We start from the raw sequence: 23,055 nt of genomic DNA on the forward strand, positions 1-23,055 counted from the left end.
CGTGTTGGTGCATAATATTTTAGATTTTATGAAAATGAAAGAAAAAGGTTATGAATCATCCGGATATTGCTAGACGTGTTTACAATCACACTTGGAAGCTTGATCCCATTATTCGCTCACTTCTTGATACGGATTTTTATAAGCTTCTTATGGTGCAGATGATTTGGGGGTTATACCCTAATGTTAATGTTACTTTTTCCCTCATAAATCGCTCTAAAACAATACGTCTTGCCGATGATATTGATGAGAGTGAATTACGTGCTCAACTTGATCATGCTCTTAGTTTGCGCTTTACAAAAAAAGAAATGATCTGGCTTGCTGGTAATACATTTTATGGACGCAAACAAATTTTTGAACCGGATTTTCTTCAGTGGCTTGAGAATTTTCAACTCCCAGAATATGAACTCACCCGCAAAGATGGCCAATATATCCTTCATTTTCATGGACCCTGGGCCCATAGTTCCATGTGGGAAATTCCTGCCCTTGCTATTATTAGTGAATTACGTTCACGTGCTGCTCTCAAAAAACTAGATCGTTTTGCGCTTGATGTACTTTATGCGCGTGCTAAAGCAAAAATGTGGAGTAAAGTTGAACGTCTCAAAAAATTGCCTGATATTAAAATATCTGACTTTGGGACAAGGCGCCGCCATTCTTTTTTATGGCAGCGCTGGTGTGTGGAAGCATTAAAAGAAGGCATTGGTCATTCTTTTACTGGAACTTCTAATGTTCTTCTTGCCATGGATACGGATTTAGAAGCTCTTGGAACCAATGCACACGAATTGCCTATGGTTATTGCGGCTCTCAGCAACAACGATGATGAATTACGCAGAGCTCCGTATCAAGTCTTGCAAGATTGGAATCGTTATTATGGTGGAAATCTTCTCATTGTTTTACCTGATACCTTTGGTACAGAAGAATTTTTACGCAATGCACCAGATTGGGTCGCTGATTGGACGGGTTTCAGACCCGATAGTGCGCCCCCTATTGAAGGTGGTGAACGTATTATTCAATGGTGGAAAGAAAAAGGAAAAGATCCACGCAAAAAACTTTTAATTTTTTCTGATGCTCTTGATGTCAATACAATTGAAAAAACCTATCATCATTTCCATGGTAAAGTGCGCATGAGTTTTGGATGGGGCACGGATCTTACCAATGATTTTACAGGCTGTGCACCTCAGGAAATCGAAACTCTTGATGCTCTTTCCCTTGTTTGTAAGGTGACCTATGCCAATGGTCGACCAGCCGTAAAACTTTCAGATAATCCTGAAAAAACGATCGGTGATTCAAAAGAAGTACAACGTTATCTCAATTTTTTTGGTAATAAAAAGCGAATTGCTAGACCTATAAAGACATAGTTTCCGGTTCTTTAAAACAAGTATATTGATCCATCATATTGTTTATAAGATTGATTTTTGTCCTACTCTAAGGACGAGGATTCTTAACCTTTGCTGGTCTGTAAACAGTTCGGCTGTTTTTGAGCAGATTCTACTTGGCCTACCACGCATACGCTTCACTTACATAAGGCGCGATAGATAAGACTTAAAAATATTTACGACGCATTAAAAAAATACTTAACGAGCCAAGGAAGTTTAACCAAGGAGATTTTCTCATTTTAACCCTGTTAAATCAAGCACACTCATCTCCTTGCATGTATGAAGGTTTTCAAGTTCTAAGGGTTATTGTTGTAGTTTGACAGTAGGTTTTATACTAAGTGGGAAGAGGTTGGATTAAGTAGGAATACGTGGTAATTTGTTGTTTTTATGTACAATTTTGACCATTCAATGCGCGTTTTATCAAAATAGATTTTGACACCTAAAATTGCAAAAATTACCGAAAATCAGAAAAAAGTGCGTTTCCATAAGTAAAAATGAGAAAAGGCTTTCAAAACCCTTTGAGAACATCTTTAAACTCTTTGAAAAAAATAAATTGGTACAAAATCTAGTGTCAAAATATACAAAACCAGATGACAAGCTATAATTGTAGCATTAGGAATTACTAAGGCAACATTGGAGGATGACAAATAGCATGGTGACTATTGGTGTGCATTTTGAAAGGCAAGGATGATGGTGCTCAAATAGATTTTATACACGTTACAATGAGATTTTACTTTATCCATGTATGGTCTGCTATTATGAAATGAGTAAAGCGTTGAGAGATGTTTCATTAAAATAAATGTGTAAATAACATGATTTGGGAGACCTTTTGTTTTACGTGAGGGGCATGACTTTATTAAAAAACAGAGAATGCAATAATATTTTTATTTCGAATAAGCTTTATACAAAGACAGAGAAATTATTTATTCGCATATTATAATAAGAATGCGTGTATATATAAAACCATTTGAAAAACTCTGTTGTTTCTTATGAATTATTCTTAAGTTAATAACAGATGTAACATTAAAGATTGATATAATAGACCGGCTTCTTAACTGTATAAGTATAAAAATGATGGTGTTTAGTAAGCTTTGTATTATATCCTCATTAAGAGATATGAAAACAAACGAAATGTCTTTTAGAAAGAAATGACTATCATATCAATGACTTTTTAATGATGTATATGTAGAGATTCATACAAACATGCTTTACAAAAATAATGACTCTCTTCCATGAATGTGATTTATCATTGTTTACCAAGTGAGAACATTTTGAGTGTTCATAAAAATTATTTCACAAACATATTATTAATTAATTGCGTTCAAAAAGCTTGCTATTTCATATGCATTTTGGAAATGGAGAGCTTATATTCAAAACTTAAAAGTTCTCATAGTTTTTACAAATAAGTTGAAGCTAAAAAGAGTATCCCATAAAGCCTTTTTTATCATTAGGAAGATGGACGTGTTACAATATAAATGGCAATCAGCAATAATATAACCGCAACAAGTAAAGAAATCCACAAAGGAGGGTGTAGCATTACAAAAAAGGATAAAAATCCTCCTGTCATACTCATCATTGCAAAAACTTTAACGAATGGAGAGATTGCTTTTTTTTCTTCCCATCGCTTAATAGGGGGACCAAAAATACGATGATTATTCAACCATTGATGAAAACGTGGAGAAGAACGCGTAAAACACCATGAGGCAACCAATAAAAAAGGCACAGTTGGCATAATAGGTAATACGACACCGATAATACCTAATATAACCATCGCCCACCCTGCTATATAATAGCAGATACGTAAAGGGTGCGATATCTTCAAATCTTTTTTCATTTTCTCGTACTATTTTCCTCTACGCAAAACCCTATACAAAAACATTGTATCTGTTTTTTTCTGTTTACATGTCTGAGTGCACAATTACGCTCTACCCCTTCATGCGTAAGTGTCTTTGCTGTTATAAGTTCCTTGAAAATACCGAATAGCTTACACAATATTATAATCATTTTAAATGATTTCAAGAAAAGAGGAGAGATTTTAGAAAAACAAAAAAATAAAAAGGCTGCAGAAGAAATCAATGCAGCCTCTTAATTAAAATGCAGTGTTGGGGGGGAGAAAATCTACTGCATTCACCTGCTAGATATTAGGAGGAAAAATAATCTAGCACCCCAGACTCTAATTAAAATAAAAATGAGAAACAATATATAAAAATGCATGGCTGATATGCATGAATTTTAACACTTTCAAGTCTCTTGAACTGTGTTTCGACGAAAGAAAATCATCATGAAAATAGCCATAAAAATCAACGTCAAGATCAACACAATTGTGGAAGCAGAATCAGAGCCGATAAATAAGCTGAGATAAATCCCTAAAAAACCAGAAAAAGCTGCAACAAGTATCGCGATCATTAACATAAAAGAAAACCGCTTTGTGACAAGATAGGCAATTGCTCCTGGTGCTATCAGTAAAGAAATAACGAGTACGATACCTACAGCTTTCAAAGCCGCAACAATTGTAAGAGAAATCATCGTTAGCAGGGTATAGTGGAGTAGAGATATTGGTAACCCCATTGCACGTCCTTGAACTGTGTCAAAAATATACAGCATAAAGTCGCGCCATTTTGCTGCTAAAATAAAAGTGACAACAGCAGAAATGATTGCCGTCTGCGTTATATCAAGCCAGTTAACACCCAAGAGATTACCAAATAGAATATGATTCAAATCTAAGCTACTATAAATAGACGTGGCTAAAACAAGCCCCAAACCAAACATTGAAGAAAAGACCACACCCATCACCGTGTCCTGTTTGATACGGCTATTGCTCCCTAAAAAACCCGTTAATAGTGCACACACCATTCCTGCAACAAAAGCACCGCAAGTAATCAAAGTCATTGTAATATTCTCTGGACGCATATGCTGAAACCAAGCAAATGGCAAAGAAGTTAAAAATGCGATTACCCATGGTGTTGTCATATAACCAACAACAACACCTGGAAAAACTGCATGAGAAATGGCATCGCCTAACAGCGCCCATCCTTTCAAAATAAGAAAACAGGAAAGCATCGCCATGGGAATAGAAAGAATCATGACAATAAGCATACCCTTAAGCATAAAAGAAAACTGAAACGGAAGCAGTAATTGATCAATCATGATAATATTACACCCTTTTTTGCCGCATTTATGCGTAAGCGCGCAGCAATAAACCCATGTTTAGGAGCAAAAATAAAAGCCAAAACAAATAAAGATGCTTGAAAAAGCACTACAACCCCCCCCGTTTGTGCATTCAAAAAATAACTCACATAAACACCCAAGACACTTGTGAAGGTTCCAATTACAACTGCAATAACCAAGATGTTCACGAAACGATCACTTAAAAGATAGGCCGTTGCCCCAGGTGTCACAACAAGACAAATGACTAAGAATGCTCCAACGGTTTGCATCGCAGCAACAGTACAAGCGGCAAGCAATGTGAAAAAGAGAATCTTTAAAAATTTTACGTTTAATCCAATGGCATGCGCATGCGTTTCATCAAATAATGACACAAGAAGATCTTTCCATTTCAAAAGCAATATAAGCAACGAAACAAAGCCGATAAAAGCCAATTGTAGAATATCTGTTGAACTCACTGCTAAAATATTTCCCAAAACAATCGTATCAATATTAACAGCCATTGGTTTTAATGATTTGAGAAACAACCCAAAGGCAAAAAAGGAAGAAAAAATGAGCCCAATAATGGTATCTTCTTTAAGCTTTGTCCGGTGGTTAAAAAAGAGCATTGCTGCTGCTGCAAGACCACCAGAAAAAAAAGCGCCGAGTGAAAAAGGTAACCCTAAAAGGTAAGCTCCTGCTACACCAGGAACAATCGAATGGGAAAGTGCATCACCAATCAATGACCAACCTTTTAACATCAAAAAAGCTGAAAGAAAGGCACAAACACACCCAACTAACCCAGAAACCCACATTGCATTCACCATATATTGATAGCTCAGTGGCTCAAGCAACCAAGAAATCATGCAACGTGCTCCACTCTTTCAATATCTTCACAAACGGTAGACTGCTTTCTTCCCATGAAAACATCATTTTTTTTTGTGGTTTGAAGATCAAAAATATGGTGATGCAAAGACCCTCCAAAAGTTTTCTCCAGATTTTCCTTTGTAAAGATTTTTTCTGTTAACCCAGAAGCTAAAACAGTACCTTTTATTAAAACTGTATGATCACAAAATTCGCGAACAGAACCCAAATTGTGAGTTGAAACCAAGATCACTGCTCCTTCTTTACGGAGATCTTGTAACAAAGCAATGATTTTATCTTCTGTTGTAACGTCAACCCCTGTAAACGGCTCATCTAATAAAATAGCTTTTGCTTTCTGTGCAAGCGCGCGCGCTAGGAAAACACGCTTTTTCTGTCCACCAGAAAGTTCTCCAATTTGGCGCTTAGCAAAAGCCAACATATCAACGCGTTCTAAGGCAATACGAACGGCTTCATAATCTTGTGTACGGGCATAGCGAAAGAAATTCATATGACCGTACCGCCCCATCAATACAACATCTTCAACCAAGACAGGAAAATTCCAATCAACATCTTCACTTTGAGGAACATAAGCAATAAGATTTTTTTTCAAAGCTATATCAACGGGCAAATCAAACATACGAATTTTTCCCTTTGAGGGGCGTACAAACCCCATAATCGCTTTAAATAACGTTGACTTACCGGATCCATTAACACCAACCAATGCCGTAATAGAACCCTTTGGACTTTCAAAATTCACTTCACGTAAAGCTGTATGTCCATTACGATATGTTACCGTTACTCCTTGGGCAAAAATTCCACATTCCGTCATTGGTTTTTTACTCCCTCTACTAAAGCATTGCTAATACGCCCACTCGTGACACGTAATAAATCAATATAAGTGGGTACCTCACCATTTTTCTCACTTAAAGAATCAACATAAAGAACACCACCGTATTTAGCTCCTGTTTCTCTGGCAACCTGCTTAGCAGGCGCAGGGGAAATAGTGCTTTCAGAAAAAACTGCATGAATATTGTATTTGCGAACCATATCAATAACATGCTTGACCTGCTGTGGTGTTCCTTGTTGGTCAGCATTGATGGGCCATAAATAAAGTTCTTTTAGATCAAAATCACGCGCCAAATAGCTAAAAGCCCCCTCACTGGTCACAAGCCAACGTTTATCTTGCGGTACAGCTTCTAATTCAGCCCTAATTGGATCAATCGTTGCACGAATTTTCTGTTTATAAATTTCAGCATTCTGTTTATAAATTTCAGCATGTTCAGGATCATATTTTACAAAAGCATCGCGAATATTATCAACGTAAATCAAAGCAGAGGTCGGTGACATCCACGCATGAGGATTGGGTTTACCGCTAAAGGGGCCCTCACCAATTTTAATGGGTATAATACCTTTTGAAACAACAACACTTGGAACATCCTTGATATTTTGAAAAAACTTTTCAAACCAAAGCTCTAACTCTAAACCATTCCACAATACAAGGTTAGCTCCCTGAGCACGCATAAGATCGCGTGGGGTGGGTTGGTATTCATGAATTTCCGCACCTGGTTTTGTAATGGATTCAACATCAGCGGCATCACCTGCTACATTGCGTGCCATATCAGCAATGATAGTGAATGTCGTAACAGCTTTAAATTTACCAGCACACAAAGCAAAATTGGGTGTAAAAAAAATAACACTTCCAAAAACTATGGTGAAAAACGTTCTTACGTTCATTGATTCTCTCTTTCCTTTATATGCCTTCTTTTTATTGCAAATAATTTGCATTATCATTTAGCAATAGCAGTTATCTTTTACATTTGCAATGAAGGATTAAGAGAAAAAATAACTTTTCAAGATGTTTAAAAACAGTTTTTTCATATTGAAAAAATTGATGATTTAAGCAGCTTGTTTTGGAAAGGAGGTTCCCTTTCAAGAAGTTCTATAGCTCTTGAATGCCAAACAAAAAGGGAGCACGCAAAGATGCTCCCACTTCATGTAAAATATCTCATAAAAAATGAGAATACTCAGTAGCGCAAATATGCACCTGTCATTTTGGTAACATTATCCACGATCTTTGAGGCAAGCTTTTCTAAATCTTCATCTGTTAGAGTCCGTTCTATGGGCTGAATAGTTACTTCAATTGCAACAGATTTTTTATCTTCACCAAAGCTTAAATCTTCAAAAATATCAAAAACCCGCACTGAATGAATAAGTTTTTTATCGGCTCCACTTGCCGCCCGAATAATAAGAGAAGAGGCAACAGTTTTATCCGCTATAAAGGCAAAATCACGCCGCACCATTTGAAAAGGTAAGAGTTTCAAAGGAGGACGGCTTTTGGTCGTTTTTTTCTTTGATTCTGGAATTCGATCTAGAAAAATTTCAAAGCCGCATAAAGGGTCACTGACATCTAACTTTTCTAATGTAGCAGGATGAAAAACACCAAAAAAACCAAGAATAATCTTTGATCCAAGTTTTATGACACCTGAACGACCAGGATGATACCAATCCGGTGCTCCAACTTCAATCTGCACTTTCCCAACATCCATATCGCATGCTTCTAAAATAGCTAAAGCATCTGCTTTGGCATCAAAAACATCAACGACGGTTGCATTTCCATTCCAAAAACGCCCAGCCCCTTTAAATTGCTCTGTTCCGCGACGAATTCCACTAACAACACGGTGTTGTTTATCAGGGGTGTCGCCCTCATAAATACTTGAAACTTCAAACAAAGCAAGATCGGAAAAACCACGATCAGCATTTCTTTGTGCCGCCATAATCAAGCCAGGTAAAAGGGAAGGACGCATCATTGACATATCAGCAGCAATAGGATTAACTAATTTAAGCTCTTCTTGACCTCCTCCAAAAGCAAGAGCTTGATTTTCAGAAATAAAAGACCATGTCACCGCTTCTTTCATACCACGTTGCACTAGAGCCAAACGTGTAGCACGTGAACGAATTTGTGCGCATGTTAAAATTTGATCTTTTCCTTCTGCAAAGTTTTCCAAAGGAATAGGTTTAATTTTATCTAACCCATAAATTCTCATAACCTCTTCCACCAAATCGGCTTTACCCATAATATCAGGGCGCCATGATGGTACTTTTACCGTAACGACTTCTCCTTTTCCTTCAACAAAAAATCCAAGTTTTGTTAAAATAGAGATGACTTTTTCAGGTTCTATTTCCAAATTTGTTAAACGTTTAATTTCAGAAAAAGGAAAAGCGATCTGTTTGATTTCTTGTTGCTGATAGCCAACGATCTTCTTTTTAGATACTTCACCACCACAAAGACGTAAGACCAATTCTGTTGCAATCTCAAGTCCTGTTTCTATAAAAGCCGGGTCAACACCTCGTTCAAATCGATAACGTGCATCACTGATAAGACCTAATGCTCTTCCTGTTTGTGCAATGCTTCGCGCATCCCAAAGCGCCGATTCAATAATAATGCGATGTGTTGTTTCATCACAACTCGTTCTTTCACCGCCCATGATACCGGCAATCGAAACAACCCCCTCGTCATCTGCAATGACACAATTTTTAGGGCCCAGATGATAGATTTTTCCGTTCAGTGCTTGAAGTTGCTCTCCTTCACGCGCGCAACGTACACACAAATTACCTTTAATTTTATCTGCATCAAAAACATGGAGTGGACGACCAAGGTCAAAACTGATGTAATTGGTCATATCAACAAGCGCATTAATCGGTCTCAGACCAATTGCATTCAAACGCTGTTGCATCCACTGTGGTGATGCACCATTTTGAACATTGCGCACTTCACGCCAAGCAAAACCTAAACATAATGATGAATCTTGCGAAAAATCTAATGAAACATCGAGAGGTGTTTCAAAGGAAGGATCAAATTTTGACAGGGATAATTCTTTTAATTTTCCCATTCCAGCGGCAGCAAGATCACGTGCAATACCACGAACACCTGTGCAATCGGAACGATTAGGGGTCAAACCAATATCAATAACCGGATCATCTAAACCAGCATAAGCTGCAAATGAACCTCCAATAGGACTATCTTCTGGAAGTTCAATAATCCCATCATGCTCATTTGATAATTCAAGCTCCGCTTGTGAACACATCATCCCAAAACTTTCAACACCTCGGATTTTTCCTACAGATAATGTTACATCAAGTCCTGGAATATAAGTGCCTGGTAGTGCCAGAACACCAACAAGACCTGCGCGTGCATTTGGTGCTCCACAGACAACTTGAACAGGTGTGGAAGTCCCTGTATCGACTGATAAAATTTGAAGTTTATCTGCATCAGGATGCTTTATTGCTGTTAAAACTTTTGCAATCACAAAACCTTTTAAAGAAGACCGATCATCAACGTAATCAACTTCAAGACCTATAGCGGTTAATTTTTCACAAATTTCATTCAAAGATGCATTTGTTTCTAAGTGATCTTTTAACCAGGACAATGTAAACTTCATTTTAAAACCTCACATGAAAGCGATGACTAAGATCACACATTTCTATTAGGAAAAAAAGCAGGCATATCAAAGCAACGAAAGCCATAATGGTCTAACCAACGCAGGTCAGCATCAAAAAAAGCCCGCAAATCAGGCATACCGTATTTCAACATGGCAATACGATCAATGCCCATGCCCCATGCAAAACCTTGATATTCATCTGGATTTAAACCAACATTTTTCAACACCTGGGGATGCACCATTCCGCATCCTAAAATTTCCAACCAATCCTGTCCTTCTCCGAACTTTACTTCTGAACCAGAACGATCACATTGAATATCTACCTCCATAGATGGTTCGGTAAAAGGGAAAAAAGAGGGACGAAAACGCATTTTTACAGAGGGAACTTCAAAAAATGCTTTACAAAAGGTTTCATGTAGCCACATCATATGGGCTATGGTGGAGGTTTTATCGATGACAAGACCTTCTACCTGATGGAACATGGGAGAATGTGTTGCATCCGAATCCATGCGGTAAGTTTTTCCAGGAATAATGATCCGTATCGGTGCTTTTTGTTTTTCTAGTGTACGAATTTGTACGGGTGATGTATGGGTTCGCAATAATTTTCGTTCTCCCATTTTATCAACATCAAAAAAGAAGGTATCATGCATTTCACGCGCTGGATGCCCTTCAGGAAAATTCAATGCTGTAAAATTATAATAATCTGTTTCAATATCAGGTCCCTCTGCAAGAGAAAAACCCAACTTTGTATAAATGGCAATAATTTCCTCAATCACTTGTGAAATAGGATGAATGCGTCCCCGTTCTATAGGTGAAGAGCGAACAGGCAAGGTAACATCAACTTTTTCACGAGAAAGACGGGCATCCATTGCCTGTCTTTTCAGAAGATCACGCTTTTGTGCCCATAATTCTAAAATGCGATTTTTTAATCCATTAAGAACTGGTCCAACTTTATGGCGCTCGCCAGCATCCATTTTTCCTAATTCTTTTAATTTTTCAGAGATACTACCTTTTTTACCCAATGCTGCAATACGCACTTCTTCAAGTGCTTGTTCATCACCTGCTGCCTCTAAGGCTAAACAAATTTCTTGTTCCAGATGCTCAATATCATTCATATTTTTGCCTATTTTTTAATAAAGAAAAACCCGCACTCGCAATAGCCAGCACGGGACCTCGAATAAATGAATGCTTTAAGAGAACACGACTGGCTTATTTGACAGCGCCTTCGAAAGCATTAGGTGTCGTATCTTTTAAATATTCTAAAGCTTTTTTTGCCGAAGCTACTAAAGCAGAAAATGCTTCTGCCTCATGGATTGCTATATCTGAAAGAACCTTACGATCAACCTCAATACCGGCTTTTGATAAGCCATCAATAAAACGTCCATAAGTTAAACCTTCTGCGCGAACAGCCGCATTAATTCTCTGAATCCACAAAGCACGGAAAGTACGTTTCCTATTTTTGCGATCACGATAAGCGTATTGCTTTGAACGATCAACCGCTGCTTTAGCTGCACGAATGTTATTTTTACGACGACCGTAAAAACCTTCAGCCTGTTTAAGAACTTTTTTGTGCTTAGCGTGTGCTGTCACACCTCTTTTCACACGAGCCATATTATAATCTCCTCAAAATCAAAAGCGTAAGGTTTAAATACCATTCGGCAAATAATGCTGAATGACTTTTTTAGCATCTTGTTCACACAAAACCATTGTTCCACGTGCATCGCGAATAAATTTATTCGAACGCTTAATCATGCCGTGGCGCTTACCGGCAGCTGCTACTTTAATTTTGCCTGACGCAGTGATTTTAAATCGCTTTTTAGCGGATGATTTGGTCTTCATCTTGGGCATTTTGCTACTCCGTACATTAATTTATTCAATCAAACATTTTATTCACTCAAGCGGACCAACGCTTGAACAAGCATTTAAACAGCCACGGCATGCCCTGCCGGGCGGCTCTTAAAGACGTTTTCATAAGCTAGTATACACAAAATAGCAAGACCGTATTACAAAAAAATCGGCGCTCCATTGTCTTGAAGCTCAACCAAAGGTGCTGGAATTGCATTTGTTTTGATGGCTGCTTTACATAAATCGGCAATAATGCATTGCGTACATTGTGGTTTACGGGCTTGACAAATATAGCGACCATGTAAAATCAGCCAATGATGCGCATGGCGAATATAATGAACCGGTATAATCTTTAATAATTTTTTCTCAACAATTTCTGGTGTTTTTCCAGGCGCCAAACCAAGACGGTTGCTTAAGCGAAAAATATGTGTATCTACTGCCAATGTAGGCTGACCAAAAGCAACATTCAAGACCACATTAGCCGTTTTGCGCCCAACTCCAGGAAGGGCCATGAGTGCTTCACGCGTATCGGGTACTTGACCACCATATTGATTAATTAAACAGTTGCAAAGCGCATAAACATTACGTGCTTTTGCACGCCAAAGGCCAATTGAACGGATATGATTTGCTATTTCTTCTTCCCTTAATGCAACCATTTTTTCCGGTTGATCAGCAAGGAAAAATAATTCTTTTGTCGCTTTATTAACGCTTACATCTGTCGCTTGAGCCGAAAGCACAACGGCAACTAAAAGTGTAAAAGTATTTATATAGTTAAGATCACTCTTAGGTGTTGGGCGTTGCACAGAAAAACGGCGAAATATTTCCGCAATTTCATCTTTATTATACAATATACTAGATAAATTTCGCACCTTTGATAATTTTATGTTACTTTGAGGCATTGAACTCTCTTAAATCTTCTCTCTTGAAGTTATCATTCATGCTCGCCATATGAGAGGAGTGCAGCGAACACTTTTATAGAGTTTGGTCAAGTAAAGCCGTTTTAAAGAGGATACTCATGAATGACACATGTGACGCCTTTCTCCAATCCTTTTCTTTTAGGGTTTGAAACCGTAGAAAAAATATTGCAACGTATCGGTAAAGCTGATGAGGCTTACCCAGCCTATAATATTGAACGTTTGCATAAAAGTGATGATGCAAATCATATCCGGATAACTTTGGCTGTTGCTGGATTTAAGATTAACCATCTTAATATTTTACTCGATGATAATCAATTGGTTATTCATGGTAAACAAACAGACAACCAAAATCATCAATATTTATATCGCGGTATAGCTGCGCGACAATTCCAGCGAACCTTTGTTCTCGCGGAAGGGATGCATGTTACAAATGCAGAGTTGAAAAATGGTCTTTTATCAATTAATCTGTATCAACCAAAATTAAAAAAAGAAATAAAACAGATTCCAATTAAAGTCAGTAGTGGTGAGTCATAAAAGTTAAGGCGTAAAGGAACAGTGAAATGGGAGAACACAAACAAAACTTGTCGTTTCAGAACACATCCTACTCTGATGCGGGACAGATTGCCTATTTAAAAAAAGTTTGTACAGATGATCTGGCTAAAAACTTTCCAGATCTTCCACCAATGACCCCAGGCATTACGATATGGGCTCTCTTTGGTGAAACAGGTTATCCTATCATTTTATCCGATGAGCGTTCTATCGCCCTTGCTGGAGCCAATGAGCATGAACTACAAATTGTAACTCTGCACTAGATTACCTTACGAGAAAAAGCTGTACTCTTTATAAATTCTATCTGTTTTTTCGTAAAGGGTGTAATGTGAGTTATAATTAGATTAAGTATTGATTTATATTCATAATTAATTTTTTACAACTGGAATGAGAGTCCCAAATATCATAAGGTTCTCTCATTTGAGATCTTCTTATATTGAAACAATTAAAGTCACTTGCTTGATGTCATAAGCAGGGAGAGCCATGTGGATAAAAACACTTGAAGAAAGGAATAAAAATATCTCTTTTTAATTGTCTCAATTACCAAGGACGTTCACGATATGGGGATAAAAAAATGTATGATGGTGTCAGTTTTCTTCTTCATAAGTGTGAAGATGTCCCTTATAGATTTATATTATTCACGGGGGCTGTTATACCATTCATAGGCGCTATCGTGAAATGGGCTCGAGTGCAATGAGTATAAAGGCTATACAAGTGTATTTTGTTTGGTGTGTTTTGTTCTTCCTGAGGGGAGTAGCTCTATTGAAGAGTGTAAAAACAAAAGCATGAGATAATGCGTCATTATTATTTAAAAGATATTTTTATGAATGCGTTTGAAAGGTGTAAAGCTGAATTATAAGGAGATGATAGATTTTTATCACGATTTCTTTATATTCTTTCCAATTCCAGAAATTACGCAAACAGATAGATGCAATATACTAACCAAATCTGGCATACAAAAATCTGGAACAGTTCGTGTCATACTGAAGCGTTTTGATATTTGTCTCAAACGTGGACTCGCACAGGGATTAGATGTTGATTAACAGGTAATAAAAAACAAAGGCTTTATGAAAAAGTTTATGCAGAGCTTTTAATTTTGTGCTTCAAATGCCGCAGTACAAGGTATTTTTCTCTTTTGAATATTAAAGCTCTTGTTTTTATAATGAAGTTACAGCACAACAAGCAAAATGGAATTATTTGAGGGGAAAAAAATAATGCCTTCTTACCGTTCAAGGATATCGACCCACGGGCGTAATATGGCAGGAGCCCGCGGACTTTGGCGTGCAACAGGGATGAAAGATACTGATTTTGGTAAACCCATTATTGCGATTGCGAATTCTTTTACACAATTTGTACCAGGGCATGTCCATTTAAAAGATCTTGGGCAATTAGTCGCACAACAGATAGCAGTTGCCGGTGGTGTTGCGAAAGAATTTAATACCATTGCTGTAGATGATGGAATTGCGATGGGGCACGATGGAATGCTCTATTCGTTGCCCTCACGTGAAATCATTGCTGATTCTGTAGAGTATATGGTTAATGCACATTGTGCAGATGCACTTGTTTGTATTTCTAATTGTGACAAAATTACGCCTGGTATGTTAATGGCTGCTTTACGGTTGAATATTCCGACAATCTTTGTTTCAGGCGGTCCTATGGAAGCAGGTAAGATTAAATGGAAGGATCAAGATCTAACGGTTGATTTGGTCGATGCCATGGTTGCAGCAGCTTCAGAACAAAATTCAGAAGAAGAAGTTGCTGAAATGGAGCGTGCTGCTTGTCCTACATGTGGTTCTTGTTCAGGAATGTTTACGGCCAATTCTATGAATTGCTTAACGGAAGCATTGGGGCTTTCTCTTCCCGGAAATGGATCAATGTTAGCAACACATGCAGATCGACGAATGCTTTTTGAAGAAGCTGGAAAACAGATTGTTGCATTGGTTAAACGTTATTATGAAGAAGATGATGAAACAGTTTTGCCGCGCTCTATTGCTTCACGCAAGGCTTTTGAAAATGCAATGACCGTTGATATTGCCATGGGGGGATCAACCAATACAGTACTGCATCTTTTAGCTGCAGCGCAAGAAGGTGAGGTGGATTTTACCATGACGGATATTGATCATCTTTCACGTTGTGTTCCTGTTTTATGTAAGGTTGCTCCTGCTGTTGCAAATGTACATATGGAAGATGTTCATCGCGCTGGTGGTATTATGGGGCTTTTAGGTGAACTGGATGCGGCAGGACTCATTGATACATCAACTTATACGGTTCACGCAAAAACAATGAAAGAAGCTCTTTACCGCTGGGATGTAAAGCAAACTAATGAGCCAACAGTTCATGCATTTTATCGTGCCGCTCCAGGTGGTATTCCAACACAGACAGCTTTTAGTCAATCTTGTCGCTATGAGACCCTTGACCTTGATCGTGAAAAAGGTGTGATTCGCGATAGGGAACACGCATATTCACAAGATGGAGGATTGGCAGTTCTTTATGGAAATCTTGCAAAAGATGGCTGCATTGTAAAAACAGCAGGCGTTGATCAATCAATTTTAACTTTTAAAGGTCCGGCAAGAATTTTTGAAAGCCAAGATTCAGCTGTTTCAGCTATATTAACTGATAAGATTAAAACAGGTGAAATTGTTTTAATCCGTTATGAAGGCCCACGTGGTGGACCTGGAATGCAAGAAATGCTTTATCCAACGAGTTATCTCAAATCTAAAGGATTAGGCAAGGTTTGTGCACTTGTTACAGATGGACGTTTTTCAGGTGGAAGTTCAGGGCTCTCAATAGGACATATTTCACCAGAAGCTGCTGAAGGAGGAGAAATTGCGTTGGTGGAAGAGGGGGATATCATAGAAATTGATATTCCAAATCGTAGAATTCATATGTTGGTGGATGACGTTGAGATGAAGCAGCGCCGTTCTAAGATGGAAGCAAAAGGAAAAGGCGCTTGGCAACCGATTGAGAAGCGTCAGCGTAAAGTTTCAAAGGCTCTCAAAGCCTATGCAGCGATGACCACATCTGCTGCAAAGGGTGCAGTACGTAATATTTGATGAGTTGAATAGAGATAGTGCTCTGATTTTTTGCATCTTTTGCACGATATTCTAAGCTAATTATTTTATGAGTTTATGAACTTATCAGAATATTTCGAGTCATGATGAGTATGATTAAAAAGCTATCAATACAACTAAAAACTGCGGTAGATTGCTTATTTTAGCAGCTATGTAAAACAGATACAGTATAATTACTTTTCATATCATATTCCAATCTTATATGAGATTATGATTTCTTATTACTCATATTTATGAAAGATATTTATTGTACTGGTGGCATTATCTTGTTGTACCGTAAAACACTGTCATTTAGGACTGTGATATACGGCATCTTCCTTAAATATTAAGTGTGTTTTTAGTGTGTGGTGAATATTCTTAGACTTGTTTGTAAAGCTTTGAGTTTAAGAGAAGCGCATGATTAGGAAGTCAAGGAAAATCCGTTAGAAGTTGGACTATTTGCAGACTTGATTCGAATGAAAATCCTTATCCATTAAGGTGTGGGAAGGAGTTGAAGGATGTTTATGAAAATAAAGTACAGCTGTGATATATCTGATTATATGTTTCATATGAAAACAGTAAAAGAGCTCTTTATAACTTAAAATGTGAAGAATAACTTAAAATGTGAAGAAAATACGAGACCCATTATCCATGAATTTATTATGCAAAATGGGATGGTATTCCAACACTGACAGTTTTAAACTAAAAATATTGCTATGATAACAATAATATTGATCGTGAAAAAGCATAATTCATTAAATATGGCGTATTTGCAACGTGGAGGAGATTTCATGACAATCTTTACAAAAAACGACTATCTTGTAAAAATAGTCGATCTTGACCAATTTTTTGTATAAGAGCCAATATTAATCTAAGGGAATATGAAATATAATGCATAGGGTTTTGCCTATAGGCAATTATACTTATCAAAATATATTATGTAGAAAAGCGATGGGAATACGATAAATAACTGTTTATGCTGTGGTATATCAAAAATGGTTACGTTATCTCCTATTAAGAAGGTTTTTTAATAAAAAATAACATCTGTTTTCTATAAAGGGTTACTCTTTTCAAGCTGTTTGAGGTGGTAAATTGCTTCTAAAGCTTGTTTAGGAGAGAGTTCATCGGGATGAATATTTTTTAAAGCTTCGTGAAGTATACAATGTTTGTTTTTTGCTTCATTGACGGGAGATGTTGCTTTAAGAGAAAAGAGTGGTAAATCATCAATGAGTTTATGTCCTTTTCCAGCCATTTCGCCTTGTTCTAATTGATGGAGTACATCTGTTGCTCGTGTAATAACGGCTGGGGGAAGTCCAGCAAGCTTTGCGACTTGTACACCATAGGAACGGTCAGCCGCTCCTGGTGTGACCTCATGAAGAAAAACTACATCACCATCCCAGTTTTTGACTTTCATGGTTACATTATGCAGTCTGTCAAGTTTTTCGGTAAGTGCGGTCATTTCATGAAAATGGGTAGCGAGAATAGCACGACAATGGTTAACTTCATGGAGATATTCAACAGCAGCCCAAGCAATAGAAAGTCCATCAAAGGTTGATGTTCCACGTCCTATTTCATCAAGAATAACAAGGGAATGGTGGCTAGCATGATTGAGAATCGTTGCTGTTTCAACCATTTCCATCATAAAGGTTGAGCGCCCTCGTGCAAGATCATCGGAAGCTCCAACGCGACTAAATAGGCGATCTACGACACCAATATGTGCTGAAGTTGCTGGAACGAAGGACCCCATTTGCGCCATAATAGCAATAAGAGCATTTTGCCGCAAAAAAGTTGATTTTCCTCCCATATTAGGCCCTGTCAACAGCCAGATTGCTGCATATTGCTGATTTTCTTGCACAGAGAGATCACAATTATTGGCAATAAAAGGTTCTGCTGCTTGTTTGCGGAGTGCTTGCTCGACGACAGGATGGCGTCCTGCTGTAATGCGAAAGGTAAGTGAAAGATCAATTTTAGGGCGGCAATATCCTTGTTCTTCAGCAAGATATGCTAAAGCGACAGAGACATCTAAAATAGCAAGTGCTTCAGAGGCTTTACGAATAAAATCAACTTGTTCGGTAATTTCATGAACGAGAATATCAAAAATCTCTAGTTCAAGTGTCAATGCGTGATTGGCAGCATGGGCAATACGGCTTTCAAGGTCAGCGAGCTCTGTTGTCGTAAAACGCATAGCGTTTGCCATTGTTTGCCGATGAATAAAACGTGCTTTAGCTTGTGGATTATTTGTAAGGGAAGATGCTTGTGTGCTGGTTACTTCAATGAAATAACCTAGAATATTATTATGCTTTATTTTAAGCGTCTTAATATCTGTTTCTTGGGCATATTGCGCTTGAAGCTCAGCAATGACACGGCGAGATTCATCACGTAAAGCACGCATTTCATCGAGCTCTTTATGATAATTAGAACGAATAAAACCACCATCACGTTTAAGGAGTGGGAGATCATCAGCTAATGCCTGTTCTAAATGAAAGTATAACGCTGTGGGTAATTTTGAGAACACCTGTTGTACATCACTTATTTCTTGAGGCAGAAGCTCATTATCAAGAAGTTGATGCAATTCACGAATGATTTCAAAGCCACGCTGGATTGTTGCCATATCACGGGGACCTCCTCGTCCAAGAGCCAAACGTGAAACGGCGCGGGGCATATCTGGTCCCCCCTTTAAAATAAGCTTTATCGCTTCTGCAAGAGAAGGATTACGTAGAAAAAAATCGATAGAATCCAAACGCGTATCAATAGCTGAAGGAGTGGTGAGGGGAGCAATAAGGCGGTCAATAAGAAGGCGTGATCCTCCTCCTGTTACAGTGCGATCAATAGCTTTTAATAAACTTCCATCCCGTTGACCTGATGTCGTACGAATAAGTTCAAGGCTTAATCTGGTTGCGGCATCAATAAAAAGAGTCGCACTTTCATTTTGGCGCTCAGGCTGCATGAGGGGAGGGCGATGTGTGATTTGTGTTTTTTCGATATAACGAATAGCAGCTACAATTGCAGAGAGTTCACAGCGTGAATAATCGGCAACGCCTTTAAGAGTTGAGAGTTTAAAATAATTGCAAATATCGCGTTCAGCGGTGAGTGCATCAAAGAGACAAGCAGGTTGAGGTGAAACGATACGATCAAGAACACTAAAAAGTGACTTGTGAAATTTATCATGAAAAAATGAATCAGCAACAATGATTTCTTGTGGATCAACACGCATAATATCTGCTAAAAGTTTTTCTTGGCGGCTTTCTGTTACACGAAATATGCCTGTTGAGATATCAATCCAAGAAAGAGCAAATTCCTCTCCATCGCTAGTTTTTATACGGGAAAGTGTCATCAAATAATTTGCGCGTGTTGGATCAAGGAGTTTTTCTTCTGTTATTGTTCCTGGTGTTACAAGGCGAACAACATCACGCCGAACAACAGATTTTGAGCCACGTTTTTTTGCTTCAGCAGGATCTTCTATTTGTTCACAAACAGCAACTCGGTAACCACAAGCAATCAGTTTTTGTAAATAATCATCAGCAGTATGAACGGGAACACCACACATAGGAATATCTTGTCCTAAATGTTTTCCACGTGCTGTGAGTGTAATTCCTAAGGCCTGAGCAGCTTCAATCGCATCATTAAAAAATAATTCATAAAAATCCCCCATTCGGTAAAAGAGAAGGGAATCATGATGGACGGCTTTGATTTCTATGTACTGCTCCATCATAGGTGTAAGACGTTCTTGAGAGGAAGCAGATGGGGAGGCAGGCTGTGGAATTAAATTATTTTTATGATTGTTTTTTTTATCCATTTGTACGAGGCCTGTTTCCTTTAAGTGAAGTTTTTACTCTTTTTTGTTTACTTCAATATCTATTTATCTCTAAATTGCAACGCATCATCAGATTTGCTAAGGCAAGAATAGCGATTTCTAATATATGAATCAAATTTAATGACTATACGCATTATCAAGCAAAATTTACACTGTTTTTGGAGAAAATAAAGTGAGATGAAAAAGAGCGAGCAAGATCAGAAAATGTCTCAAACTGTTTACAGTGCGAGCGAAAGAGAAGCTCTAGATTTTCATAGTCGTGGTCGACCAGGAAAGCTTGAGATTGTTGCAACAAAGTCTATGGCAACACAGCATGATTTAGCACTTGCTTATTCACCAGGTGTTGCCGTTCCAGTTAAGGCAATTGCTCAAAATCCAGCGCTAGCTTATGATTATACAGCAAAAGGCAATCTTGTTGCTGTTATTTCAAATGGTACAGCTATTTTAGGGTTAGGCAATTTAGGTGCACTTGCCTCTAAGCCGGTCATGGAAGGCAAAGCAGTGCTGTTTAAGCGTTTTGCGGATATTGATTCCATTGATTTAGAAATTGATATAAACGATACAGAAAGTTTTATCAATTTAGTGCGTCATTTAGAACCTTCTTTTGGTGGAATTAATCTTGAAGACATTAAGGCGCCAGAGTGCTTTATGATTGAAAGCCGCCTACGCGAGGTGATGAATGTACCTGTTTTTCACGATGATCAACACGGTACAGCGATTATTGTTGCTGCGGGTGTTCTCAATGCTTTGACTTTAACAGGGCGCGATATGCAAAATACGCGGTTAGTCTGTAATGGTGCTGGTTCTGCAGGGATTGCTTGTATTGAACTGATTAAAGCGATGGGCTTTCGTTCCGAAAATATCATATTATGTGACACAAAGGGTGTGGTCTATGAAGGCCGCAAAGAGGGAATGAATCAGTGGAAATCTGCGCATGCTATTCAAACAGATAAACGTACGCTTATGGAAGCAATGGAAGGTGCAGATATATTTTTTGGGGTTTCTGCTAAAGGTGCTCTTACTCCTGAAATGGTAAGATCCATGGCACCCCAGCCGATCATTTTTGCTATGGCTAATCCCGATCCAGAAATTACGCCGGAAGAGGTTATGCAAGTGCGTCATGATGCCATTGTCGCAACAGGGCGTTCCGATTATCCAAATCAGATTAATAATGTTCTTTGTTTTCCTTATATATTTCGTGGTGCGCTTGATGTGCGTGCAAGAGTTATTAATGAAGCCATGAAGATTGCTGCGGCAAAGGCTCTTGCTAATTTAGCGCATGAAGAAGTGCCTGACAGCGTTGCAGAAGCTTATTATGGAAAGCGATTAAAGTTTGGTCCTAACTATATCATCCCTGTTCCTTTTGATCCGCGTTTATTTACGGTTGTTTCAATAGCGGTAGCAAAAGCAGCAATGGAAAGCGGTGTTGCGCAAAAGAACATAGATGATTTAGAGGCCTATGAGCGCGATTTGAATGCGAGACGTGATCCTACTTCCTCGATGATGCGTAGGGTTTATAACCATGTTCGTCAAGCGCCAAAACAAATTGTATTTGCAGAAGGTGAAGAAGAGCAAGTTATGCGGGCAGCCGTTTCCTATGTTCATCAAAAATTGGGACAAGCAATTTTGGTTGGTCGTGAAGAGCAAGTAAGAGAAGCGGCTGTTATCGCTGGAATTGATCTGGAGCGTGAAGGTATTTCTATTATGAATGCTAAGCTTTCTTGCCGTACAGATGCTTATGCGAATTATCTTTATAAAAAAATGCAGCGTCAAGGTTGGCTGTTGCGTGATTGTCATCGTCGTATCAATAATGATCGCAATTATTTTGCTGCGTGTATGGTGGCACTAGGAGATGCTGATGCAATGGTTACAGGGGTGACACGCAATTATGAAACAGCGTTGATCGATATACGTCGTGCAATTGATGAAAAACCAAAAGAACGATTGATTGGTATTTCAATGGCTATTTGCCGTGGACGAATTGTGTTTATTACGGATACAGCCGTTTATGAAAATCCTAATGCTGAAGAACTTGCAGATATAGCTGAACAAGCAGCTTCATTTGTGCGAGGATTTGGATATCAACCACGGGTAGCATTTTTAGCATTTTCTACATTTAGTTATATGAAAGGGAAGACGACGCAGCAAATTCAGGATGCGATTAATATTTTGCATGAACGCAAAGTTGATTTTGAGTTTGATGGAGAAATGAGTGCTGATGTGGCACTCAATTCCAAATTGATGCAGCAATATCCATTTATGGGATTAACGGAGCCTGCTAACATTTTGGTTATGCCTGGATATCACGCATCTTCCATTGCAAGCAAAATGTTACAAGAACTCGGTGAAGCAACTATCATTGGTCCTATTTTAATTGGATTGGAAAAATCTGTCCAAATTGTACCGTTTAGTGGAAGCGATACAGATGTTGTCAATATTGCAATGCTTGCGGCTTATCATGCCGCAAAAGTCGTCTAAAGGAAAAAAGCCCCTAATATACCAATAATATATCAAGGGGGCTTTTTGATAGCAAAAAAAATAAATTTTTTAAGAGGGCTGTATTTGATTGTCTTTTTGCTCTTCAGAAAGACGCTTTTGGAAGAGTGCTGCAAAATCGATAGGATCAATCCACAAAGGTGGAAAACCACCACTTTGAGTAGCATCAGATATAATTTGGCGAGCAAATGGAAATAAAAGACGGGGACATTCAATAAAGACCAGTGGCATAACATGTTCTTGTGGAATGTTTTTAAGGTGAAAAACACCACCGTAAATAAGTTCTACATGAAATAAGGTTTCAGTTTCATCATTGGCTTTGACGGAGAGAGACAAAACGACATCATAATTGTCATCACCAATTGGGTTAGCATTGACGTTAATATTGATATCAATTTGTGGTGATTTTTCACGTGCACGTAATGAACGAGGAGCACCAGGGTTTTCGAATGATAAATCTTTTAAATATTGAGTTAATACAGCAAAAACCGGCTCTCCACCACTGTTATTCATTTCATCTTCGGCCATACGACAAACCTCTTCCATTATAATATGTATATTTAT

General features: G+C 38.2%; 18 protein-coding genes. 6 read left to right on the forward strand and 12 right to left on the reverse strand.

What is annotated here, in order from left to right; genetic code table 11:
• Positions 1-50: 50 nt before the first annotated feature.
• Positions 51-1,355 carry a nicotinate phosphoribosyltransferase gene (pncB, locus tag ACFIQE_RS00880; protein WP_375611404.1) on the forward strand — a complete coding sequence of 435 codons (1,305 nt, stop codon included), beginning with the start codon at positions 51-53 and terminating at the stop codon, positions 1,353-1,355.
• A gap of 1,465 nt (positions 1,356-2,820) precedes the next feature.
• Here the strand turns inward: pncB and ACFIQE_RS00885 are convergent.
• The 10 genes from ACFIQE_RS00885 to nth form a co-directional block, all read right to left on the reverse strand.
• On the reverse strand, positions 2,821-3,207 hold the full coding sequence (locus ACFIQE_RS00885) for a YbaN family protein (RefSeq protein WP_375611405.1): 387 nt from the start codon (positions 3,205-3,207) through the stop codon (positions 2,821-2,823).
• A 407-nt stretch (positions 3,208-3,614) separates the two neighbouring features.
• Positions 3,615-4,520, reverse strand: a complete 906-nt coding sequence (locus ACFIQE_RS00890) for a metal ABC transporter permease (RefSeq protein WP_273790250.1) — start codon at positions 4,518-4,520, stop codon at positions 3,615-3,617.
• Positions 4,517-5,383 carry a metal ABC transporter permease gene (locus ACFIQE_RS00895; protein ID WP_375611406.1) on the reverse strand — a complete coding sequence of 289 codons (867 nt, stop codon included), beginning with the start codon at positions 5,381-5,383 and terminating at the stop codon, positions 4,517-4,519. Before ACFIQE_RS00895 ends, ACFIQE_RS00890 begins: the two co-directional genes overlap by 4 nt.
• The gene (locus tag ACFIQE_RS00900; protein ID WP_375639514.1) at positions 5,380-6,210 is read right to left on the reverse strand and encodes a manganese/iron ABC transporter ATP-binding protein; all 831 of its coding nucleotides are present in this window, start codon (positions 6,208-6,210) and stop codon (positions 5,380-5,382) included. The genes ACFIQE_RS00895 and ACFIQE_RS00900 overlap by 4 nt, the downstream gene beginning before the upstream one ends.
• Positions 6,207-7,115, reverse strand: coding sequence for a metal ABC transporter substrate-binding protein (locus ACFIQE_RS00905; RefSeq protein WP_375620851.1), 909 nt, complete (start codon positions 7,113-7,115; stop codon positions 6,207-6,209). Before ACFIQE_RS00905 ends, ACFIQE_RS00900 begins: the two co-directional genes overlap by 4 nt.
• A 290-nt stretch (positions 7,116-7,405) precedes the next feature.
• Positions 7,406-9,820, reverse strand: coding sequence for a phenylalanine--tRNA ligase subunit beta (gene pheT / locus ACFIQE_RS00910; RefSeq protein ID WP_375629222.1), 2,415 nt, complete (start codon positions 9,818-9,820; stop codon positions 7,406-7,408).
• 32 nt (positions 9,821-9,852) lie between these two features.
• Complete coding sequence (gene pheS, locus ACFIQE_RS00915; RefSeq protein ID WP_375620849.1) at positions 9,853-10,935, reverse strand: phenylalanine--tRNA ligase subunit alpha; 1,083 nt, start codon at positions 10,933-10,935, stop codon at positions 9,853-9,855.
• A 94-nt stretch (positions 10,936-11,029) separates the two neighbouring features.
• Positions 11,030-11,431: a 50S ribosomal protein L20 gene (rplT, locus tag ACFIQE_RS00920; RefSeq protein ID WP_375707194.1), complete on the reverse strand. Its 402-nt coding sequence runs from the start codon at positions 11,429-11,431 to the stop codon at positions 11,030-11,032.
• 33 nt (positions 11,432-11,464) lie between these two features.
• Entirely contained in the window at positions 11,465-11,668 is a 204-nt protein-coding gene (rpmI, locus tag ACFIQE_RS00925; RefSeq protein ID WP_183193590.1) for a 50S ribosomal protein L35, read from the reverse strand.
• 155 nt (positions 11,669-11,823) lie between these two features.
• A complete protein-coding gene (gene nth / locus ACFIQE_RS00930; RefSeq protein ID WP_375707195.1) occupies positions 11,824-12,564 on the reverse strand; it encodes an endonuclease III in 741 nt (246 codons plus the stop codon).
• 120 nt (positions 12,565-12,684) lie between these two features.
• On the opposite strand from nth, the gene ACFIQE_RS00935 reads away from it, so the two are divergent.
• The 4 genes from ACFIQE_RS00935 to ilvD all read left to right on the forward strand — a co-directional run bounded on the left by ACFIQE_RS00935 (position 12,685) and on the right by ilvD (position 16,184).
• Positions 12,685-13,116 carry an Hsp20 family protein gene (locus ACFIQE_RS00935; protein WP_375612819.1) on the forward strand — a complete coding sequence of 144 codons (432 nt, stop codon included), beginning with the start codon at positions 12,685-12,687 and terminating at the stop codon, positions 13,114-13,116.
• Positions 13,117-13,142: 26 nt separating this feature from the next.
• Entirely contained in the window at positions 13,143-13,394 is a 252-nt protein-coding gene (locus ACFIQE_RS00940; protein WP_012754519.1) for a DUF1150 domain-containing protein, read from the forward strand.
• Positions 13,395-13,994: 600 nt separating this feature from the next.
• A complete protein-coding gene (locus tag ACFIQE_RS00945; RefSeq protein WP_375611413.1) occupies positions 13,995-14,174 on the forward strand; it encodes a hypothetical protein in 180 nt (59 codons plus the stop codon).
• A gap of 171 nt (positions 14,175-14,345) precedes the next feature.
• Positions 14,346-16,184, forward strand: a complete 1,839-nt coding sequence (ilvD, locus tag ACFIQE_RS00950; RefSeq protein ID WP_375611414.1) for a dihydroxy-acid dehydratase — start codon at positions 14,346-14,348, stop codon at positions 16,182-16,184.
• A 1,048-nt stretch (positions 16,185-17,232) separates the two neighbouring features.
• Here ilvD and mutS read toward each other — a convergent pair.
• A complete protein-coding gene (gene mutS / locus ACFIQE_RS00955; RefSeq protein WP_375707196.1) occupies positions 17,233-19,977 on the reverse strand; it encodes a DNA mismatch repair protein MutS in 2,745 nt (914 codons plus the stop codon).
• Positions 19,978-20,172: 195 nt separating this feature from the next.
• Here mutS and ACFIQE_RS00960 point away from each other — a divergent pair, with 195 nt between their 5' ends.
• Positions 20,173-22,473 (forward strand): NADP-dependent malic enzyme, encoded by a 2,301-nt coding sequence (locus ACFIQE_RS00960; protein ID WP_375629235.1) that lies wholly within the window; start codon positions 20,173-20,175, stop codon positions 22,471-22,473.
• A gap of 69 nt (positions 22,474-22,542) precedes the next feature.
• Here the strand turns inward: ACFIQE_RS00960 and secB are convergent, their stop codons facing one another.
• The gene (gene secB / locus ACFIQE_RS00965) at positions 22,543-23,019 is read right to left on the reverse strand and encodes a protein-export chaperone SecB (RefSeq protein WP_375611417.1); all 477 of its coding nucleotides are present in this window, start codon (positions 23,017-23,019) and stop codon (positions 22,543-22,545) included.
• Between the last annotated feature and the right edge of the window lie 36 nt (positions 23,020-23,055).

The organism is Bartonella sp. AA1HLJMS (genome assembly GCF_042197445.1).
Lineage (GTDB): Bacteria > Pseudomonadota > Alphaproteobacteria > Rhizobiales > Rhizobiaceae > Bartonella.

Excerpts from the sequence above, each read along its gene's own strand:
- secB (WP_375611417.1), bottom strand. The coding sequence starts at position 23,019 with ATGGCCGAAGATGAAATGAATAACAGTGGTGGAGAGCCGGTTTTTGCT.
- pheT (WP_375629222.1), bottom strand. The coding sequence starts at position 9,820 with ATGAAGTTTACATTGTCCTGGTTAAAAGATCACTTAGAAACAAATGCA.
- ACFIQE_RS00945 (WP_375611413.1), top strand. The coding sequence starts at position 13,995 with ATGATAGATTTTTATCACGATTTCTTTATATTCTTTCCAATTCCAGAA.
- pheS (WP_375620849.1), bottom strand. The coding sequence starts at position 10,935 with ATGAATGATATTGAGCATCTGGAACAAGAAATTTGTTTAGCCTTAGAG.
- ilvD (WP_375611414.1), top strand. The coding sequence starts at position 14,346 with ATGCCTTCTTACCGTTCAAGGATATCGACCCACGGGCGTAATATGGCA.
- ACFIQE_RS00900 (WP_375639514.1), bottom strand. The coding sequence starts at position 6,210 with ATGACGGAATGTGGAATTTTTGCCCAAGGAGTAACGGTAACATATCGT.
- ACFIQE_RS00940 (WP_012754519.1), top strand. The coding sequence starts at position 13,143 with ATGGGAGAACACAAACAAAACTTGTCGTTTCAGAACACATCCTACTCT.
- nth (WP_375707195.1), bottom strand. The coding sequence starts at position 12,564 with ATGCCTCAAAGTAACATAAAATTATCAAAGGTGCGAAATTTATCTAGT.
- pncB (WP_375611404.1), top strand. The coding sequence starts at position 51 with ATGAATCATCCGGATATTGCTAGACGTGTTTACAATCACACTTGGAAG.
- ACFIQE_RS00895 (WP_375611406.1), bottom strand. The coding sequence starts at position 5,383 with ATGATTTCTTGGTTGCTTGAGCCACTGAGCTATCAATATATGGTGAAT.
- rplT (WP_375707194.1), bottom strand. The coding sequence starts at position 11,431 with ATGGCTCGTGTGAAAAGAGGTGTGACAGCACACGCTAAGCACAAAAAA.
- ACFIQE_RS00935 (WP_375612819.1), top strand. The coding sequence starts at position 12,685 with ATGACACATGTGACGCCTTTCTCCAATCCTTTTCTTTTAGGGTTTGAA.
- ACFIQE_RS00905 (WP_375620851.1), bottom strand. The coding sequence starts at position 7,115 with ATGAACGTAAGAACGTTTTTCACCATAGTTTTTGGAAGTGTTATTTTT.
- ACFIQE_RS00890 (WP_273790250.1), bottom strand. The coding sequence starts at position 4,520 with ATGATTGATCAATTACTGCTTCCGTTTCAGTTTTCTTTTATGCTTAAG.
- ACFIQE_RS00960 (WP_375629235.1), top strand. The coding sequence starts at position 20,173 with ATGAAAAAGAGCGAGCAAGATCAGAAAATGTCTCAAACTGTTTACAGT.
- ACFIQE_RS00885 (WP_375611405.1), bottom strand. The coding sequence starts at position 3,207 with ATGAAAAAAGATTTGAAGATATCGCACCCTTTACGTATCTGCTATTAT.
- rpmI (WP_183193590.1), bottom strand. The coding sequence starts at position 11,668 with ATGCCCAAGATGAAGACCAAATCATCCGCTAAAAAGCGATTTAAAATC.
- mutS (WP_375707196.1), bottom strand. The coding sequence starts at position 19,977 with ATGGATAAAAAAAACAATCATAAAAATAATTTAATTCCACAGCCTGCC.